The sequence below is a fragment of the Pseudomonas sp. B14-6 genome (assembly GCF_013260315.1).
Lineage (GTDB): Bacteria > Pseudomonadota > Gammaproteobacteria > Pseudomonadales > Pseudomonadaceae > Aquipseudomonas > Aquipseudomonas mandelii.
In genome coordinates this window covers 6311641-6332087 of record NZ_CP053929.1, presented here as the reverse complement: position 1 = coordinate 6332087, position 20447 = coordinate 6311641, and the positions used below count along the sequence as shown (strand labels likewise).

General features: G+C 59.4%; 10 protein-coding genes. 6 read left to right on the top strand and 4 right to left on the bottom strand.

Annotated features, from left to right (window positions below):
• Positions 1-30: 30 nt before the first annotated feature.
• The 3 genes from HP062_RS28860 to recQ form a co-directional block, all read right to left on the bottom strand.
• Positions 31-1830 carry a FimV/HubP family polar landmark protein gene (locus tag HP062_RS28860; protein WP_172792418.1) on the bottom strand — a complete coding sequence of 600 codons (1800 nt, stop codon included), beginning with the start codon at positions 1828-1830 and terminating at the stop codon, positions 31-33.
• A gap of 128 nt (positions 1831-1958) precedes the next feature.
• Positions 1959-2393, bottom strand: a complete 435-nt coding sequence (locus tag HP062_RS28855) for a MarR family transcriptional regulator (protein WP_010461972.1) — start codon at positions 2391-2393, stop codon at positions 1959-1961.
• A 120-nt stretch (positions 2394-2513) separates the two neighbouring features.
• Positions 2514-4640: a DNA helicase RecQ gene (recQ, locus tag HP062_RS28850; RefSeq protein WP_010461973.1), complete on the bottom strand. Its 2127-nt coding sequence runs from the start codon at positions 4638-4640 to the stop codon at positions 2514-2516.
• A 404-nt stretch (positions 4641-5044) separates the two neighbouring features.
• On the opposite strand from recQ, the gene HP062_RS28845 reads away from it, so the two are divergent.
• The 6 genes from HP062_RS28845 to HP062_RS28820 all read left to right on the top strand — a co-directional run bounded on the left by HP062_RS28845 (position 5045) and on the right by HP062_RS28820 (position 17652).
• Complete coding sequence (locus tag HP062_RS28845; RefSeq protein ID WP_010461974.1) at positions 5045-5632, top strand: YecA family protein; 588 nt, start codon at positions 5045-5047, stop codon at positions 5630-5632.
• Between the two features lie 10 nt (positions 5633-5642).
• A complete protein-coding gene (locus HP062_RS28840) occupies positions 5643-6038 on the top strand; it encodes a YbaN family protein (RefSeq protein WP_042932301.1) in 396 nt (131 codons plus the stop codon).
• Between the two features lie 221 nt (positions 6039-6259).
• Positions 6260-6967, top strand: coding sequence for a cysteine protease LapG (gene lapG / locus HP062_RS28835; protein WP_010461977.1), 708 nt, complete (start codon positions 6260-6262; stop codon positions 6965-6967).
• Positions 6968-6989: 22 nt separating this feature from the next.
• On the top strand, positions 6990-8930 hold the full coding sequence (gene lapD, locus HP062_RS28830; protein WP_154503607.1) for a cyclic di-GMP receptor LapD: 1941 nt from the start codon (positions 6990-6992) through the stop codon (positions 8928-8930).
• 140 nt (positions 8931-9070) lie between these two features.
• Positions 9071-12151, top strand: coding sequence for a hypothetical protein (locus HP062_RS28825; RefSeq protein WP_256666048.1), 3081 nt, complete (start codon positions 9071-9073; stop codon positions 12149-12151).
• A gap of 536 nt (positions 12152-12687) precedes the next feature.
• Positions 12688-17652, top strand: coding sequence for an Ig-like domain-containing protein (locus HP062_RS28820; RefSeq protein WP_172792417.1), 4965 nt, complete (start codon positions 12688-12690; stop codon positions 17650-17652).
• A 495-nt stretch (positions 17653-18147) separates the two neighbouring features.
• Here the strand turns inward: HP062_RS28820 and HP062_RS28815 are convergent, their stop codons facing one another.
• Positions 18148-20445: an autotransporter outer membrane beta-barrel domain-containing protein gene (locus HP062_RS28815; RefSeq protein ID WP_172792416.1), complete on the bottom strand. Its 2298-nt coding sequence runs from the start codon at positions 20443-20445 to the stop codon at positions 18148-18150.
• Positions 20446-20447 lie beyond the last annotated feature (2 nt).

Here is a 20447-nt window from a genome sequence, read left to right as displayed (position 1 = left end):
TGAGCCAGAGGGCGCCGCTATAGTAGTGGCTCAGCGGATCCCGGCCAACAGGCTCCGGGCGGTTTGCTTGAGCGGCTCATCGCCCTCCTTGAGCAGCTCGTTGAGCAGTTCGATGGCGCTGTCCAGGTCGCCATCATCGATGCAGGTCTGGGCTTGTTCCAGTTTACCGGCATTGGTCGGCTCGACAGGCTCCAAGGTCAGGGAGTCAAGCTCCAAGGACTGACCGGGATCGCTGAACTCGTCGAGAAAATCGTCGCTCAGCGCCTGTGAGTCCGGTTCGGCGACCCACTCAAGCTCTGGCTCATCCAGCGTCGGCTCTTCAGGCATCTCGAATACCTCGGGCAACACGTGCAGATTCGAGGTGAACGCCGGCTCTACGGCCTTGGGTGATTCGCCTGAAGGTTTAGCGTTGTCGAAAGGGCTGATCAGGTCCCAGCTGGAATCCATGGACAGGTCATCCAGATTCAACTGGAACTCGTCGGCAGGTGCCGCTTGCGTGGAAGCGATGACTGCGACGGCTGCCGCTGGTGCCGCTGGTGCCGCTGGTGCCGCTGGTGCCGCTGGTGCCGCTGGTGCCGCATTGCTCAGTTTCGGGTGGCGGGCGCGGATGTCCTCAAGCTTTTTTTCGTCGAACCCGCCGTCACGCAGGTTTTTTTCCTGTGCATCATAGGCGGGAACATCCCCCTGTTTGCCGAGGATTTCCAGCAGTTGCACGCCCAGATCCGTGCGCTGCGGTTCCTTGACCAATGCTTCTCGCAACAACCCTGCGGCTTCGGAAAAACGGCCATACGCCAGGTAGATGCCGACCCCTTCGAGCACATCGCCTGTCGGCGTCTCTTCACGATGATCCGGAGCGGGTCTCAGCATGGGCTGTTGCACCGACGGGTGCGCCGCACGCTCAAGCCCCGGCTCCTGTTTCAAGGGTGAAACGGGCAAAACGGGCGAAGGCTCGGGTAACGCCTGAACCTGCTGGCGTTGACGTCGAACAAACAGCCCCAGCAATACCAGCGCGATCAGCGCCAGCAAGCCGATAATCAGCGGCCAATGGCTGGCCTCGGGCTCTTCAACAACGACGGGGGCAGGTGCCACCGCTACCGGAGTCACCGGCGGCGCCTGATTGACCTCCGACAGCCGGGTTTGCAGTTCGCTCACCTGTTTCTTCTGGCCGGCGATCTGTTCATCCTGAGCCTGAAGCTTTGCATTCAACTCATCGATGGTTTTTTGCAGCTGCTGGTTTTGCAACACGCTGGCGGCCAGTTGTTCGGCGGCAGGATCGGTGGCAGGTTGCACGACGGCCGGCGCCGGTGCGGACTTCTTCGCCGCCGGTGCCGGCGCAGTGGCCGGTTTGACGCTCGGGAATGGAGAGTTCTGTGGGCTGGCGGCAGGTTCGTCTTCTGCCGGCACGATCCCCGGTGAACCCGGCGGATCGATCAGCACCGTGTACTCGCGCAGCAAGCGCCCATTGGGCTGATTGAGCTGCACCAGGAAATTCAGGAAAGGTTCATTGACCGGCTTGTTGGAGGTCACCCGGATCAGGCTGCGATTGCCCCGCAGGACCGGCGTGAACTTCAGGTCGTTGAGGAAGAACACCCGATCGACGCCGGCGCGGGTGAATTCCTCCGCTGTCGCCAGGCTGATCGAGAGTTCGCCCTCCTCCAGCCCGCCGACATCGACCAGGCCAATGTCAGCGCGCAACGGCTGATTCAACGCGGAATGAAGGGTAATGTCGCCCAATCCCAGCGCAGGGGCCAATGCCGAGTAAGTGACAGCACCACCGACCAGAAACAGCCTGGCGCAACACTTCAATACAACGTGCCAACTCTCGAGCATGAGCATCCCTTAGATAACCAGAACCAACCTGTACGCGTTCGCACATCCGGTACGAACACGATATTGCCTAGTAGTTCTTTATAGTCTGCCCAACGGGGTATCTCAAAAAGCTGGCGCGTGGTTATGCCTCAAGATTTTTCCAGGTTGGCCAGAATGTGCCCGTGGACCCGCATGCACACCTTCAAATCCGCCTCATCGACGCCGTCGAACAGTTCGCGGCGCAGTTGAGTGGCAATGGTTTCAATTTGTTCGATCAGAGGACGGGCCGGAGCACAGAGGACGATTTTTTTCGCCCGGCGGTCTTCCAGCACGGATTGGCGCTGGACCAGACCCTGGGTTTCCAGGCTATCGAGCAACCGGGCCAGGGTCGGCCCTTCAACGCCGACGCTTTGCGCCAGTTCACGCTGGGTCGGTGCTTCTTCGAAGCGCGCCAGGTGCAGCAGCACCAGCCAGCGCGCCTGGGACAGACCCAGGCCAGCCAGACGGCGATCCAGTTCGGCACGCCAGCCGCGCGACATCTGGGCCAGTTGCATGCCAAAACGGTGTTGATCGGTTAACGGCATAAAAAACTCATGATTAGACTGAAAATAGAGAAAAACTAATTATTAGTCAGCTAAGCATGACCGTTGGCTTGAGGCAAGGTCTGGTCTGTAGTGAATCGTTACATCACTGTAACAGGTCATTTAAACCTCGAATTCGGATTGCAGCGCCGCCCGAACGCAGTACAAGACACCTTCCGGCACTCGCCCGGCGAACAGCGCGGCAATCTCCGACACTGGCGGCAACTCGCCCTCGCCATCGAGGAAGGCATCCTGAACTTCGCCCATCAATTCTTCGGGCAGGTCCAGCGCTTGTTCCAGCGACAACTGCTGCTTGCCGATGGCCTCGGCAAGCATGGTGTAGACATTCTTTTCCGAGCATTGCAGTTGGCCGGCGATCTGCAGCGGCGTCATGCCTGCGCGAGCGAGGGTGATCAACTCGTGGCGCACGTCGGCAACGACTTTCGGTGCCTCGACCTGACCGCCCAGCACTTCGAGGAAGGCTTCGCCGTAACGTTCGAGCTTGCGTGCGCCGACGCCGCTGACCGTGGCCATTTCCGCCAGCGAGGTTGGCTGGCTGCGGAGCATTTCCAACAGTGTCGAGTCGGGGAAGATGACATACGGCGGCACGCCATGTTCCTCGGCGAGCTTGCGACGCAAGGCACGCAAGGCTTCCCACTGTTCGCGTTCTTCGCCACGAACCAGCTGGCTCGCCTGGCTCTTGCTGCTTTTGGCGGTGGTCTGCGGCTTGAGGTCGCGGCGCAGTTCCAGGGTCACTTCGCCCTTGAGCAGCGGCCGGCACGTGTCGCTCAGGCGCAGGCCGCCGTAGCCTTCGAGGTCAATGTCTGCCAGGCCACGGGCCACCAGCTGGCGGAACAGGGAGCGCCATTCGCTCTCGCCCATGGCCTTGCCAACGCCATACACCGACAGGTGTTGATGGCCGAAGCTGCGGATCTTTTCGTTGTCCTTGCCCAGCAGCACGTCCACCAGATGCCCGACGCCATAACGCTGGCCGGTGCGGTAGATTGCCGAGAGCGCCTGACGGGCCGGCTCGGTGGCGTCCCAAGTCTGCACGCCATCGACGCAGTTGTCGCAATGGCCGCACGGCTCGGGCATGTCTTCGTCGAAGTAGGCCAGCAAGGTTTGCCGACGGCAGCGGGTTTCTTCGCAGAGCGAGAGCATGGCGTCGAGCTTGTGTTGCTCCAGACGCTTGTGGCGCTCATCGCCTTCGGAGTTTTGCAGCATCTGCTTGAGCATCACCACATCTTGCAGGCCGTAAGCCATCCAGGCATCCGCCGGCAGACCATCACGGCCGCCGCGACCGGTTTCCTGGTAGTACGCCTCAAGGGATTTCGGCAAATCGAGGTGGGCGACAAAGCGCACGTTGGGCTTGTCGATGCCCATGCCGAACGCCACGGTGGCGACCATGATCAGCCCTTCTTCGTTGAGGAAACGCTTCTGGTGATGGGCCCGGGTGTCGTTGGGCAAACCGGCGTGGTACGGCAGCGCCGGAAAACCTTGCTCGCTGAGGAACACTGCGACTTCGTCGACTTTCTTGCGCGACAGGCAATAGACAATACCGGCATCGCTGCGGCGCTCGGCAAGGAACGCCAGCAACTGCTTGCGTGGCTGCTCCTTGGGTACGATGCGGTAGAAAATGTTCGGACGGTCGAAGCTCGAGAGAAAGCGCTCGGCGTTCTGCAGATGCAAACGGTCGACGATTTCTTCGCGGGTGCGCTTGTCGGCCGTGGCCGTCAGGGCAATACGCGGGACGTTGGGGAACAGCTCCGCCAACTGGCCCAGTTGCAGGTATTCGCGACGGAAGTCATGACCCCATTGGGACACGCAGTGTGCTTCGTCGATGGCGAACAGGGCGATTTCAAGGCTTTGCAGGAAAGCCAGCATGCGTGGCTGGACCAGACGCTCGGGCGCCAGGTACAGCATCTTCACTTCGCCGCGCTTGATCCGCGCGGCGAGATCACGCTGCTGCTCGGCGCTCAGGGTGGAGTTCAATGCAGCGGCGGCGACGCCGAGCTCTTCGAGGGTCGCGACCTGATCGTCCATCAGTGCGATCAACGGCGATACCACCACGGCCAGGCCTTCGCGCAGCAGCGCCGGCACCTGGAAGCACAAGGATTTGCCGCCACCGGTAGGCATCAGCACCAAGGCGTCACCGCCACTGGCCACGCGCTCAATGATTGCACCCTGGCGGCCACGGAAACTGTCGTAGCCGAAGATGTCCTTGAGGACGCGTTGAGCCTGTTCGAGCATAAAAACTCCAAAAATCACCGAAACATCCCTGCAAGGCTGGTTCAGAACCACGCAGGCTGCACTGACAAATCGTAAGTGCGCATTGCATGACGCTTCACATTTCAGCCGCGACGCCAGCAGGGCATCACAAAACGCGCGAGTATACCCGAGGCCTCCCTTGCAAAGGGCACCGCTGAGAAGAGGAACACAACGCAATTCCCTGTAGGAGCGAGCCTGCTCGCGATGGCGGCGTCACATTCAATATCAATGTTGACTGAACCACCGCCATCGCGAGCAGGCTCACTCCTACAGGTATTGCGGTGGTCTGCGGGGTCAACGGGCTGCAAATATCCCGCGCGGCTGGCCTGAGCGCTCAAGAAGGCCTAGAATTCCCGCATCTGTTAATTCCCCAAGGTAGCGCTTTAATGTCCTTCGCTGAGCAACTAACCCGTTTGCAAGTCTTCCTCGACGCCGACGAACTGCACGACGAGGCGCTGGACTACGTGGCCGCCCACGGCTACCTCACTGCGCTGTCGATCTGTTCCGAAGAGGTTCCGGATCGTGAATGGATCGACGCCCTCTTCGCCGAAGAGCCGCATTACGCTGACGACACCGAGCGTGAAGCGATCGAATCCACCCTGCTGGCCCTCAAGGCTCACATCGCGCGCCAACTGGCCTCCGATGAAGAGTTCGAGCTGCCTTGCGACCTGGACCTGGGCGAAGAGCCGGACGATTCCGACCTGCGCGGCTGGTGCATCGGTTTCATGGAAGGCGTGTTCCTGCGCGAAGCGGCCTGGTTCGAAACCGCCGAAGACGAAGTCAGCGAAATGCTGCTTCCGATCATGGTCGGTTCGGGTCTGTTCGACGAACAGCCTGAGTTCGAAGACATCGCCAAAGACGCCAATCTGATGGACGACATGATCGTGCAGATCCCGGAAGCCCTGACCGCGCTGTACCTGCTGTGCCAGGCGCCAGACGAAAAACCGGCGATCCTCAAGCCACGTCACCACTAAGGTTTTGCCTATGGACAACCCCATAGGCAACCGCTCCCTGATGTTGCGTTACGTGCTGCTAGCCATCGGCTGGCTGAGCGTAGCGCTGGGGGTGATCGGGATTTTCCTGCCGGTGTTGCCCACCACGCCCTTCCTGCTTCTGGCGGCCGCCTGTTTCGCCCGCAGTTCGCCACGTTTCTATCAATGGCTGGTGGGGCATCCGCGGCTTGGCCCGTGGATTCGCGACTACCTTGACGGCAACGGCATCCCGCTCAAGGGCAAGGTCTACGCCATCGGCCTGATGTGGGTGAGCATCCTGTTCTCCTGCTACCTGGTTCCCCTGCCGTGGGCGCGAGGGGCCATGCTGACCAGCGCGGTGCTGGTGACGATCTACATCCTCAAACAGAAAACCCTGCAAAAGCCCTGAGCTTCTGTGGCGAGGGCGCTTGCTCCCGCTGGGTTGCGAAGCATCCCCAGAACCTCCCCCCAATTCTCCTGACAGACCTCATTGATTGGTTTGGCGACTGCTTCGCAACCGAACGGGAGCAAGCGCCCTCGCCACAGGGTCCATCTGCCGACCCGACGATTAGTCCTGTCTTTTAAAGAACACCGCCTAGACTTCAGTCATCTGCACCCGAGCAGCCAGACATGTCCCGTCGATGGCGTAGTCCAGGAAGGTCAACGCTCCGACTTCGGCTCGGCGGATGGCTGCTGCTGGCGAGTTTTCTGCTGACCGGGCTCGGCAGCGTGTGGGCCAACTGGAACTTTACGCAGATCCTGCAAATCGCCGAAAAGCGCTACGGTCCGCTCGGCCCCGCCCAAGGAAGAATCGAGGCCTGGAGTCAAATGCTCAAAAGCGAACTCAACCAACCCGAGCGCGAACAACTGGACGCGGTCAATCGCTTCTTCAATCAACAGCTGAATTTTCAGGACGACACGCGCATCTGGCGCCAGACCGATTACTGGGCCACGCCGGAAGAATCCTTGATCAAGGGCGCCGCCGACTGCGAAGACTACGCCCTGGCGAAATATTTCAGCCTGCGCCAACTCGGGATTCCCAGCGAGAAACTGCGCATTACCTACGTCAAGGCACTGTCCCAAAACCAGGCGCACATGGTGCTGACCTTCTACAGCAGCCCCACGGCCGAGCCGCTGGTGCTCGACAACCTGATCGGCGAGATCCGCCCCGCCTCCCAACGCAAAGACCTGTTGCCGGTGTACGCCTTCAATGCCGAAGGCCTGTACTTGCCGGGGGCCAATGGCGGCAAACGCAGCAGCGACTCGAAGAAGTTGTCGCGTTGGCAGGACGTGTTGAAAAAGATGCAAGCCGAAGGGTTCGCCGTGGGCGAAGGCTAGCCGCCATCGCAAGGAGCGTTTTATGTCACTGCGCAAACAGTTGTTTCTCGCCATTTGCCTGTTCTTGCTGGTGGCCTTCAGCGGCAGTTTTTTTGTCAGCCTGGAAAGCTCCCGTGAACAGATGCTCGGCCAGTTGCGCTCCCACGCCCAGGACGCTGCCACCGCCTTGGGTTTATCGTTGACCGCGCAGATCGACGACCCGGCGATGACCGAATTGATGGTCAGCTCGATTTTCGACAGCGGCTATTTCCGCAGCATCCGCGTCGTCAATATCGTCGATGGACAAGTGCTGGTGGAGCGCAGCGCACCAGCACAGATCGAAGGCGTGCCCGGCTGGTTTGTGAGCCTGGTCAACCTGCGCCCGGAAGGTGGCGATGCCTTGGTCATGCGCGGCTGGGAACAGGTGGCGCGGGTCGAAGTGCTGAGCAATCCGCAGTTCGCCCTGGCCAAACTCTGGGACAGCACCCTCGGCAGCCTGATCTGGCTGTTGGTCTGCGGATTGCTCAGCGCCGTATTCGGTGGATGGTTGTTACGCCGGCAATTGCGCCCGCTCGACAAAATGGTCAGGCAGGCCGAAGCCATCAGCAAACGCGAGTTCCTCAGCCTGCCCAAATTGCCACGCACACCTGAACTGAGGCGTGTGGTGCTGGCCATGAATCAGATGGTCGAAAAGCTCAAGGCGCTGTTTTCCGAAGAAGCCACGCGCAGCGAAAAACTGCGCGCCGAGTCTTATCAGGACAGCCTCACCGGCCTGGCCAATCGACGCTTGCTGGATGAACAACTGGCCGACCATTTATTGGTTTCCGAGCAAAGCAGTGACGGCCATTTACTGATGCTGCGGATCAACGACCTGATCGGTCTCAACCAGCGCCTGGGCGGACTGCGCACCGACGGGCTGATCAGCGCCGTCGGCGAATTGCTCAAACGTCTGACGCAGCTGCCTGAACGCCGTACCTGGCTGGCGGCGCGCAATCGTGGTGGTGAGTTCAGCCTGCTGACCCCCGGCCTGGACAGTACCGAAGCCGCCCGACTCGCCTCGGAAATCAGCGCCACCCTGGAAAATCTGCGCCTGACCGGTGCCAGCGATTGCATGCCCGTGGCGCATTTGGGCGTGGTCGCTTATCAGCCCGGCGAACCGGCCAGCGACGTCCTGCTGCGCCTCGATCAAGCGCTGGCCCAGGCCCAGCAACATCCCGAACGGCCGTGGGTGCATCTGGCCCGCTCCGATACCGCGACGAACCACACCCAACACGACTGGCGCACCTGGATCGACGACGCCCTCACCGAGGGCAAAATGCAGCTGTATTTCCAACCCGTGGTGCAATGCGCCGACACCAGCCAGGTGCTGCACCACAAAGTCCTCGCGCGCCTGCTCGACCCGCAAGGCGAGGCCATCGCCGCCGGGCATTTCCTGCCGTGGATCGAGCGTCTCGGCTGGACCGCGCGGTTCGACCTGGCGATGCTCGAAGCCACCCTCGACTACCTCATCGTCAACCGCTGGCCCTTGGCGTTGAGCCTCTCCGGCAGCACCTTGCGCGACCCGGCGCAACTGCGACAAATCATCGACATGCTCGAGTCACTGCCCGATCTGGCACCTCTGCTGACCCTGGAAATCGACGAACGCCAACTGCCGCCCCCCGATGAACTGCAACGCCTGAGCCACAGCCTGCTCGACACCGGTTATCGCATCGGCTTGCAGCACTTTGGCGGCAGTTTCAGCCAGATCGGCAATCTCACGCAGCTTGGGTTGGCATACTTGAAAATCGATGGGGCGTACATCCGCCACATCGATGAGCAGAGTGACAAGCGGCTGTTTATTGATGCGATCTACCGGGCGACCAACAGCATTGATTTGCCGTTGATTGCGGAGATGGTCGAGACCAAAGGCGAGCTGGAGGTGATTCGGGCGTTGGGGTTGTTCGGGGTCATGGGACGGTTGATCGGGCCGCCGGAGCCGATGTAGGCCGGTTAACGCCAATCCTGCTAATGCATTACCGCTTATCGGAAACAGGGACTTACCTGTTATTTCTGACAGTAGCCAACCGCACGGTCTAACACCTTAAATGACTCCGTCGCACATCCCCCCTCGACAGGAGTCTCCCCATGCTCGTGCAACCCGTCCGTCACCTTGTTTCCATGCTGCTGCGTGAACCAGAAATCCCCGGCGCCCGTCTACTGGACTCTTCCACTGACGTCTGGGCAATCAACCGCGCCGCGGCCCTGGACAACTTCCCCATCAACGGGCTCAAAGTCTACGTCCCGGCCTGGTCAAGCATGGGCAAAGGCGACAAGGTCGAGCTGCAGTTCGACGACCAGGTGGTCAATCAGCACATCATCACCGACGACGCCGAAGTCGGTCAGCGGGTGACCTTGTGGGTCGAACCCAGGCATTGGCTGACCGGGACGCACACGCTGGCTTACCGGGTGACCCGTTTCAATCAGGGCGCCGAGACGTTCACGCCGGCGCTCAAGCTCTACGCCAAGCTGGAGATTCCTGCGGGCCAGGACCTTAACCCGGAAGAAGGCAGCCACTCGAACCTGTACCTGTTCATCGATCCGGCCATCGTCGAGGACATCGTCGACAAGGAGATTGCCGCGGCCGGGGTGGACATCATCATTCGGGCCGAGTCCGGGACCGGCGAGCCTTATCCGGATGCGGCGGTGGGCGATGTCATGGTGCTGAGCTGGGGCGGTGTGCTCGTGGAATCCGCGCCGCTGACTGCCGAGCAGATCAGCGACCCGGCCACTCACCCGATCGTGATCCACGTCGACGAAGCCACCATCCTGGCCGCGGGCGACACCGACATCTCCGGGCTGGCGGTCACCTTCCGCGTGCGCGATGTGGTGCACAATTTTTCGGAAGACTGGTGCAAGGCCACGCGGCTGGTGGTCATGACCGGCACCGATCTGCGCGATGCGCCGATCGTCAAGGAGGCGACGAACAACATCCTTGACCTCGATGCGCTGGAGGACAAAAACATCACGGCTCAGGTCTGGGCCAAAGGGCCGGCGTTCAAGCTGGAGGACCGCATCATCCTGAAGATGCGCGGCACCACCGTGGACAACGAGGCCGTGGAAGTCAACACGCCGGCCCAGACGGTCAACAACCTGCCGCATACCTATGAATTCGAACTGTCCAACGCCGACGTGCGTCAACTGGCCAAAACCCAGGTGACTTTTTCCTATCGCGTAGAGCGCCCGGGCGTGACCGACCCCCTGCCGTCAAAGGGGCAATTTGTCACCTTCATCGGCGAACCGAAACACCTGGCCGCGCCCAAGGCCGAAGATGAACAAAACGGCGCGATTGATCCGGACCTGCCTCACCCTCGCGTGCGGATTCCGTTCGATCCGATCATGCAGCAGGGCATGGCCATCGAGCTGATCTGGTTCGGCACCCGCCCGGATAGCAGCAGTTATACCCCGGAGCTGGATTGGTATTTTCCAAGTAGGGACGAGATCGAGGCCGAGAACGATTTTTTCATCACGGTGGAGAGCCAGCACCTGAAAACCCTGGAAGGCGGCACGCTGGAGCTGTGGTACCACCTGCTCAGCGAAGGCCAGAACGGCGACCAAGTCCGCCGCGAATCCTTGCATGCGGCGCTGCTGCAGGTGGGCGAGCCGCAACTCGAACTGGTCAAACCCATCGTCCTCGGTGAACAGGACGGAGCGCTGGAGCCCGGAGACCTGCCCGGCGGCATCGGCAAACTGACCGCGCCAAGGCCGACCGTCAAACCGACCCAATCCGGTGACATCGTGACCTACACCTGGACGGGTGAAGTCACGGGTACCACGGAAGACTCCGTCACCCTCAACGGGCTGTCCAAGGACAAGGATGTGAATTTCACCCTCAACGCCACGTTTGTCGCCGAGCATATCGAGCCGAACCGCGGCAAGAAGGTGACGGTGAGTTACCGGATCTGGCGGGCGGCGACGAACGAGACGAGTTATTCGAATGTTCTGGAATTTGGGGTTGGCCAGGCGATTGGCTCAGGCAACCTGAAAGTCATGGGGGCGCGCTTCAATTGCCATACGTTTGGGCATACCGGCGCTTCTCGTGTATTGAGCGCGTTCGATGCCACTACCGAGCAACCCATAGAGGCGCAGTGGAAATATGCCACAGACACTGAGTGGACAACTGCCACCACCTGGACTGATACAACGCCACAGGAACCTTTACAGGTTCGTTCCTCCGACAAACAGATCACCCTCAATCCGGTAAATATTATCGGCAACGGACACTCCTTCGTCGCGCATCGTGACGGGGGTGACGTGATCGCTTGGGGCAATGCTGATTCGGGTGGGAAGATTCCCCCGGCCATTATGCCCCTGAAAGACATCGTTGAAGTCAGTAGCACTAACAGCGCTTACGCTGCCCGCCGAACCCATGGAGCGGTGGTGGTGTGGGGGGCCGCGAATAATGGTGGGAACATGGGCAGTGTTGTGCCTTCGGACTTTGTTCGGGTTGTTGGTAACATGGCGGCGTTTGCCGGTTTAAAGAATGCGAATCAGGTGGTTGCCTGGGGTCATGACAACGCGGGCAGCACTGTGCCTACTGCAATCGCGGCACTCAGGGACATTGTGCGGATCGTTGTCAGTGGCAACGCATTTGCCGCGCAACGGGCCACCGGGCAGGTGGTGACTTGGGGAAATCCCAATCAGGGTGGAAACCTGCCGACGGACATTGCCCTGCTCACCGATATCAACATGATCCTCGGTGCCCAGCAGGCCTTTGCGGCCCTTCGCGCCAACGGCCGTCTCGTCGCTTGGGGCAATGTTGAGGTTGGTGGAGACCTGCCAGAACCGATTGCTGCATTGAACGACATCATCGAGCTGCGTTGTAATACTTGGGCGTTTATAGCGAAGCGCGCTACAGGCCAATGGGTGGCTTGGGGCTTACAATCAAGTGGTGGCACTATCAGCCCAGAGTTCGCGGAATTGAAGGATATTGTCGACGTGTGCTCCACAGCATTTGCATTCGCTGCTCGTCGTGCCAACGGCCATGTAGTGGCGTGGGGACACCCGCAAAGCGGCGGCAAGGTGCCTGCCGACATCGCGCTGCTGAACGACATTGTGCAGGTGGCCGGCACGGGGGAAGCGTTCGCAGCCTTGCGTAAGAATGGTACCGTCGTAGCTTGGGGCAAGCCGGGTATGGGGGGGATACGTCAGCGGTTGAGGACCAACTGATCAATGTACAAGCCCTATACGCCAGCTACGAGGCGTTCACCGCCCTGACCTCCGATGGTCGCGTTGTAACCTGGGGTAACCCGGTAAAAGGAGGCAACAGCAGTACGGTGCAAGACCAGTTGGTCGGTCAGGTTTCCTATCAGGTAAGTGCAGTTTCGCGTGGAGTGAGTGTTTAAGGGACGGATCGATTGACTACGCATTGCAACACTGAACTGGTGATTGAGCCAGTGGTGATGCTGGGCGAGCTGGCGGTGAATCGGATGCTGGATAACCTTGATCCGAAGTCATCACTGGTCAGTCATACCGTGTCATCGTTCTTCGCGAGCAGGCCCGCTCCCACATTGGGTCTGGGTCGATCACGGAGGTGCATGGAACAAGAAACGGCCTACCCAGGCCGTTTTTTTTCGCCTACCGTTTGTCTAAAACCCCCGCCCACCTGTTAGTTCTGACAGTAGTCAGCGCGCCTTTCATCGTGCCCAATCTACCCGTCAATGTCCCCTCCCCCACAGTGGCGTACCTTCGCCAAGGAGTTTTTGATGGCCGCTTCTGGTCTATTCCTGTTTCGCCCTTCAAGGTTGGTCGTCGCCCCGCTGCAGCACCGGCCATTGATGATTGCCGGCGCGGTCGAACCGATTGTCGACGGTGACGCGGGTATCAACATCAGTGTGGTGGAAAGCCATCCGGAGGGGGTGTTGTGCGCTATCAATAAATACAGCCCTCCAGTGCTGGCGGGCGATCAGATTGATGTGTATTGGGACGGTGACAAGATCTTCCACAAGGAACTCCAGCCAGAAGAAGTCGACGGTGATTTCCTGTTCTTTTTCCTGCCCGTCGCCCCCATGGTTCCCGGTTGGGTGGAAACGGTTTACTACGTGCTCACGCGCAAGGACGAAACAGTGCCGGACGACCCGTCAGCTGGGTTGCGGGTGCTGGTGAAGCTCGACAGGCCGGGGGGGCGCGACAAGGAACCTCATCTGCCAGGCCATTCCGAACTGCATAAACCGCAACTCCCCCAAGACGTCATTGACAATGGTATCGATGCGGAGTGGGCCGCCAGCGGTGTCCCTGTCACGATCCCCTTCTACCTTGGAATTTTCCCTTACGACGTGGTGAATCTGCACTGGGGCAGCGTTCGAATCCCTCATACCGTCACCCCCGATCAGGCCAATCGCGAAACCCCCATCATCATCACGGTGGATCAGGACGCCATTCTCGCCGGCGGTGACAGCGCGGCGTTGCCGGTTCGCTACTTTCCGCACGACCCGGTGTGGAACTGGGCCGAGAAGCACTCCATAAGCACGACGGTTCTGGTCGATGCCGGTGCCTGGCGCCTGGAATCACCGATCATCAATGAAGCCGTGAACGGGGTCATCACCCTCAAGGATCTGAACAACGAAGACGTCACCGTTCTGGTCAAGATTGCTGGCGACGATTTTGCAATCGGCGATACGGTGACGCTGACCTGGATCGGCACGCCTGCTGTCGGCAAGCCGTTGATCCATACGCAATCGCGAACCGTGGACAACATCCCGCACCACCTCGAATTCAAGGTGCCCTACGCCGAGGTCCGCGCAATCGCCATGGGGTCGGCCGACGCCTCGTATGTGTTGACCAAACTGGATAACTCGCCGCCCCTGTCGTCCAAGCGCGCATTCGCCGATGTCGTTGGGGATGTGGCAATCATCCCGGCGCCCATCGTTGAGCAAGCGGTGGGCGGCACGCTTGAACCGGACAACGAATATGCAACGGTGCGTGTCAGCTATCCCGGCATGGCCAGCGGCGATTCCCTCAACCTGATCTGGCTGGGCACCCAAGCCAACGGTCAGTCGTATTTGCACGAAGAGCCACACACTGTCAGCGCCGGAGAGGCCGCCGACAAGCTAGTGACCTTCCACATCGACAGTCAGCACATTGTCGTGCTGGACAAGGGTTCGCTGGACCTGTCCTACCGCATCACCAACGACGCCGTAGCGCTGTTTGGCATCAGTGAATCGGAACGCTTGCTGCTCAAGGTCGAACAATTGCGCACCACACTGCCGGTGCCCGTGGTGCTGGAAGCCGACCCACCGGATGTGCTCGACCCCTCGAAGGTTTTCCATAACGTGAATGTCAGGGTCAACTACCTCGGCACGCTCCCGGGCGACATTCTGACCTGTCACTGGAGCGGCAACGGTCCTTTTGGCAGCACAACCAACTGGGTGCCGATCACCACCGTGACCGCCGGAAAACCCGTGACGTTCAGAGTGGCGGAGGAGTTCGTCGCGGCCAACATCGGCAAGTACGTCAAGGTACGTTACACGGTGAAGCATGCGACTACGGGGTTGTGGAGTTATTCGGTTACGTTGAATTTGCTGGTCGCAGCATGGATTGCACCGACACTGGACACAGTCACCGATTCCAAAGGCCCGGTCCCCCAGGGCGGCATCACCTTCGACCGATCAGTAACCGTCACTGGCAAGGCCAGCCCCAACCAGAAAGTCCGCTTGCTCGATGGCACTACTTCACTGGGGGAACCTACCGCCAATGGCAGCGGCACCTGGACTCAGGTGGTAAGTGCATTGACCGTCAAGGCTTACAGCCTCAAGGCGCTGGCGCTGTATGGCGAGGGCGAAGCATCCACCCCGTTGCGCACGTTTACCGTGGCGGTGGCGGTCAAGCCAACCATTGACTCGGTCACCGATTCCAAAGGCCCGGTCCCCCAGGGCGGCATCACCTTTGACCGATCAGTAACCGTCACTGGCAAGGCCAGTCCCAATCAGAAAGTCCGCTTGCTTGATGGCACCACTTCACTGGGGGAACCTACCGCCAATGGTTCGGGAACCTGGACTCAGGTGGTAAGTGCATTGACCGTCAAGGCTTACAGCCTCAAGGCACTGGCGCTGTATGGCGAGGGCGAAGCATCCACCCCGTTGCGCACGTTTACCGTGGCGGTGGCGGTCAAGCCAACCATTGACTCGGTCACCGATTCCAAAGGCCCGGTCCCCCAGGGCGGCATCACCTTTGACCGATCAGTAACCGTCACTGGCAAGGCCAGTCCCAATCAGAAAGTCCGCTTGCTCGATGGCACTACTTCACTGGGGGAACCTACCGCCAATGGCAGCGGCACCTGGACTCAGGTGGTAAGTGCATTGACCGTCAAGGCTTACAGCCTCAAGGCACTGGCGCTGTATGGCGAGGGCGAAGCATCCACCCCGTTGCGCACGTTTACCGTGGCGGTGGCGGTCAAGCCAACCATTGACTCGGTCACCGATTCCAAAGGCCCGGTCGCCCAGGGTGGCATCACCTTTGACCGATCAGTAACCGTCACTGGCAAGGCCAGCCCAAATCAGAAAGTCCGCTTGCTCGATGGCACCACCGCGTTGGGTGAACCCACCGCCAATGGCAGCGGCACCTGGACTCAGGTGGTAAATGCATTGACCGTCAAGGCTTACAGCCTCAAGGCGCTGGCGCTGTATGGCGAGGGCGAAGCATCCACCCCGTTGCGCACGTTTACCGTGGCGGTGGCGGTCAAGCCAACCATTGACTCGGTCACCGATTCCAAAGGTCCGGTCGCCCAGGGCGGCATCACCTTTGACCGATCAGTAACCGTCACTGGCAAGGCCAGTCCCAATCAGAAAGTCCGCTTGCTTGATGGCACCACTTCACTGGGGGAACCTACCGCCAATGGCAGCGGCATCTGGACTCAGGTGGTAAGTGCATTGACCGTCAAGGCTTATAGCCTCAAGGCGCTGGCGCTGTATGGCGAGGGCGAAGCATCCACCCCGTTGCGCACGTTTACCGTGGCGGTGGCGGTCAAGCCAACCATTGACTCGGTCACCGATTCCAAAGGCCCGGTCGCCCAGGGTGGCATCACCTTCGACCGGTCGGTGACCGTCACTGGCAAGGCCAGTCCCAACCAGAAAGTCCGCTTGCTCGATGGCACCACCGCGCTGGGTGAACCCACCGCCAATGGTTCGGGCACCTGGACTCAGGTGGTAAGTGCATTGACCGTCAAGGCTTACAGCCTCAAGGCGCTGGCGCTGTATGGCGAGGGCGAAGAGTCCGCTCCACCGTTCACGTTTACCGTGGCGGCGGCGCTCAAACCGGCCATTGACTCGGTCACCGATTCCAAAGGCCCGGTCGCCCAGGGTGGCATCACCTTCGACCGGTCGGTGACCGTCACTGGCAAGGCCAGTCCCAACCAGAAAGTCCGCTTGCTCGATGGCACTACTTCACTGGGGGAACCTACCGCCAATGGCAGCGGCATCTGGACTCAGGTGGTAAGTGCATTGACCGTCAAGGCTTATAGCCTCAAGGCGCTGGCGCTGTATGGCGAAGGCGAAGAGTCCGCTCCACCGTTCACGTTTACCGTGGCGGCGGCGCTCAAACCGGCCATTGACTCGGTCACCGATTCCAAAGGCCCGGTCGCCCAGGGTGGCATCACCTTCGACCGGTCGGTGACCGTCACTGGCAAGGCCAGTCCCAACCAGAAAGTCCGCTTGCTTGATGGCACCACGTCACTGGGGGAACCTACCGCCAATGGTTCGGGTGTCTGGACTCAGGTGGTAAGTGCATTGACCGTCAAGGCTTACAGCCTCAAGGCGCTGGCGCTGTATGGCGAAGGCGAAGAGTCCGCTCCACCGTTCACGTTTACCGTGGCGGTGGAGGTCAAACCGACCATTGATTCAGTCAAAGGCTCGCCAAGCGGGGTCGAAATTCCCAATGGCGGTACAACATTGGAGACCAGTGTGTCGCTGACCGGCACGGCCAGCAAAGGTCAGAAGGTCCAGGTACTCGACGGCACCATATCGAAGGGGGAGCCCACCGCCAGTACAACGACGGGAATCTGGTACTTGCTGGTGACAGGGTTGAGTGTGGCGTCTCACAGCTTCACCGCTAAAGCGTTGTATGGCAGTGGACAGTCCTCCACGCCAGCGCGTAGCCTCACAGTAGCAACACCATTAACAATTAATACTAGTCAGATGAACCTAAATGGGCTCTCAGTAAAAATCCCAAATTGGCCGAAAACTGGACAAGATTCTATTGGCAATACTGATGTTCGCCTGGCTCAAGGTGGAAAGACTCCCTATTATTATTATTCAAGTAATGAGGCCGTTGCCTCCGTGACACAAACGGGCAAAGTCACTGGCAACAGTATCGGCAATGCCACAATTTTCGTTCGAGACGCATCGCTTCAATTGGTAAGTTATCCAATATCAGTGAGAAACATATATCAACTGCGATCTAATGATTCATATTTAACGCACGCTCAGGCCGTTTCCTGGATGAGCTCCTTCGGCAATGCATTGCCGGCTGGCCAAGCCCTCAATGACATGCAACGAGTGTATGGCCAAAAATTACCTACCGCCCGAAATTATTGGCTTTGTGAAGTGGGTGGATGCCCTCCGGTTCAGGGTTATCAAACATACGCTTTCTACAATATAGATCATATGGATCAACGTTGCGCATCCGACGTCGACCAACGCTGGCGATTCGGGGCATGGTGTATTCAACCTTTATAGTCTTATAAACCTGACGAGTACAAAAGCGCACCTCATTAAATTCTTCCATCATGGGAGAGCGAATAAGGTTTTGAATGTGATAAGCGAAGGGGAAATATTTATTTCCACAATCGTGATTAAAGACTAGTTAAAGCGCCGAATCTATTTACGCGCCTTCACCTGCATGACTGATGTGAACTTAACCAGGATCAGGCGCGACTGGTCCTGATGAACGCTGTGTCGGGTCACCGCCGTTTCCGGAGTCACCACTCGACTCGAACCATCGGGCGGCGCTTCTCGGGGTGTGGCATGACAAGGTGCGCAGTTACGATGGAAGCTGGTGCGGGGCGGGCAGTCGATTACCCTGGCGCTACCGTTGTTGCTGAAGGTGAAGCGGATTGAGGATGGAGATTCGTGGTTGCCGAGACAGGTGATTGCCGGTCAGACGGGTCAATAAAAAACGCCGCTTACCCAATAGGAGAAGCGGCGTTTCAGTCTTGCAAGACTACTATTCCCTTACCAGTTAACCCTCACCCCAAAGTTAACCCCCCACGGTTTCTCAATGTGCTCGCCCTTTTCATAATCAAAATCAACGTGCGCCTGCATCCCCTCGGAGAAAGCCACTGCCAACCCCGCCCCGAAATCGGTACGGTAGCCCGACAGGTCGTTGTTAAACACATTGTTGTTCACTTGCACTTTGTTATTTTTAGCGAACTCGTAACCCGCCGCGGCACTGATATAAGGCTGTACCACCTTGCCGTTGCCGAAGTCGAAATTGCGCCCGAAGGTGCTGCCGACCTTGCCCAGCATCGAGCGGGCCCGATCACCGTCGGCGTCCATGCCGTTGTCCAGGTTGTAATGCTTGCCCTGGATCACGACGGACGAGAATCGGGTAAACGGCTCGATGAAGTAGCCATCGCCGAACTTGATGTGTCGGCCGAATTCGGCCCAGCCGCCGAGGCCGGAGTTGTCATAGTCGCCTTTGGCACGGGAACCGTCGCTCAGGCCGACTTTTGACTCGTTGCGGAAGTGGTTGAACTTGAGCGCGGCATCGAAGTAGTAACCGGAATCGGCATCGAGCCAAGTTGCGTAAGGCCCGACGTAGTAGCTGTCGACGGTGCCGGAAGTGCCGTAATCAAGATTCAGCCTGGAATTGCTGTACCCCGCCATCACCCCCATAAACCATTGGCTCTCACCCAGTCTCGCATCAGCGCCCAGGGAAAAACCTTGCTGGGTTTGCTGATAAGCCACACCCGAGCCGTCAGCCACATTGTATTGGCTGCCGTAAGTACGTACCCAGGCACCCGACTTGCCGCCGTTGAATCGAAGCTCACCCATGCGACTGCGTAGGGATGCGTCTTCGCCGGTGGCCACAGTGATCGCTGTATTGAACAGGGCCAATACCGAACGCGCGCCCGGGCTGACGGTTTCGGTAGCAGGGTCCAGATACCAGTCGGTAGCCCCGCTTTCGTCCATCGTGCTTTTCAGCGAATAGGACCAGGTTCCCAGGTCCGCCCTGCCACTGATCAGCGAGAATTGCGCATCACCCGCCGCCGTATGCACGAGGTTCAATTGCCCGGGAGACACGGCATCCAGCCCAGAGGCCGCAACCAACAGACCGAACTGCCCAGTGGCCACACCGGTCACGTTCAGGAAATCGTGATGGCCGGTGGCAAAGTTGCCTTTCATCGCAAATACATTGGCGCCGGTGCCTGAGGCCGCAAGTGTTCCGACGTTCAACTGGTAGAACGTGTCCGGGGCATCGGGCGAACCGAAGCTGACTGTACCGCCATTCATGGCCAATGCGCCGACGGTGTCGTTGCGGGTCAGGGTCCAGTTGGAGCCGCTGTTGATGGTCACACCGTCGACCTTATCCAGGCTGCCGGTGAACCGTGAATTGTTTTGCAGGTTGACCGTGGCCGAGGAGGCGTCATCGACGAGCACGACATCACCGGTGAAATGGCCCTGATCGAAGGTGAGGTTCGCTACGCTGCTGCCATCTATATTCACGTTGCCTTGAAGCGCACTGTTGGCGACGGTCATGGCGGCGGTAGAGGCGCCTTGCACATCAAGCAGGATGTTGTTTCCGGCAAGCAGACTGGCACCGTTCGAGAGACGGATAGTGGCATTTGTGCCTCTCTCGACCAGAACCGCGGAGCCGTTGACACCCTGTACGATGGCATTATCCAGTGTAAGGGCACGAGCACCTACATTGGCGGAATCGTTGACCATCCGCACACCTGTCGCCTGCCCGGTGATATGCGTCCCGGCAGAGGCATCCACTTCACCGCCCAGAATGTTCACACCAATGCCGTCGCCTGCCGAGCCGGTGACTTGCGTATTGATCAACGACAATTTGCTGAGCCCCGTGACCTGGGCACCAGCTACTTCACCCTTGATCTGGCTATTGGAAACGGTCACGTCCGATCCGCCGGCCGCGACACTGGAACGGTTTACGGCCAGCCCGATGTCTTCGCTGGTCACATTGGCCCGATCGATAGTGCCTCGACTGCTGGTGACTACAACGCCTTCAGCGCCGCTACTGCCGACAATGCTCGCGCCGTTGATATTCAACGTTGAGCCAGATTGCACAGTGATCGATCGGGTACTGGCGCCATTGACGTTCAACACGCCATTGTTACGCACCAGATAGTCGATCGACGTTGTCGATGAGTCGATATCCAGTGTCGTTCCGTCGACGATGGTTGCCGCCTGTGCACCCGTGCCGGACAAAGAAAAGACCGGCATGAACACCAGTACGCCCAGCGCGCGTTTTCGAATAACCCTGACGGGGAGCTCGCCAAATACTTTCATAA

Excerpts from the sequence above, each read along its gene's own strand:
- HP062_RS28860 (WP_172792418.1), bottom strand. The coding sequence starts at position 1,830 with ATGCTCGAGAGTTGGCACGTTGTATTGAAGTGTTGCGCCAGGCTGTTT.
- HP062_RS28855 (WP_010461972.1), bottom strand. The coding sequence starts at position 2,393 with ATGCCGTTAACCGATCAACACCGTTTTGGCATGCAACTGGCCCAGATG.
- recQ (WP_010461973.1), bottom strand. The coding sequence starts at position 4,640 with ATGCTCGAACAGGCTCAACGCGTCCTCAAGGACATCTTCGGCTACGAC.
- HP062_RS28845 (WP_010461974.1), top strand. The coding sequence starts at position 5,045 with ATGTCCTTCGCTGAGCAACTAACCCGTTTGCAAGTCTTCCTCGACGCC.
- HP062_RS28840 (WP_042932301.1), top strand. The coding sequence starts at position 5,643 with ATGGACAACCCCATAGGCAACCGCTCCCTGATGTTGCGTTACGTGCTG.
- lapG (WP_010461977.1), top strand. The coding sequence starts at position 6,260 with ATGTCCCGTCGATGGCGTAGTCCAGGAAGGTCAACGCTCCGACTTCGG.
- lapD (WP_154503607.1), top strand. The coding sequence starts at position 6,990 with ATGTCACTGCGCAAACAGTTGTTTCTCGCCATTTGCCTGTTCTTGCTG.
- HP062_RS28825 (WP_256666048.1), top strand. The coding sequence starts at position 9,071 with ATGCTCGTGCAACCCGTCCGTCACCTTGTTTCCATGCTGCTGCGTGAA.
- HP062_RS28820 (WP_172792417.1), top strand. The coding sequence starts at position 12,688 with ATGGCCGCTTCTGGTCTATTCCTGTTTCGCCCTTCAAGGTTGGTCGTC.
- HP062_RS28815 (WP_172792416.1), bottom strand. The coding sequence starts at position 20,445 with ATGAAAGTATTTGGCGAGCTCCCCGTCAGGGTTATTCGAAAACGCGCG.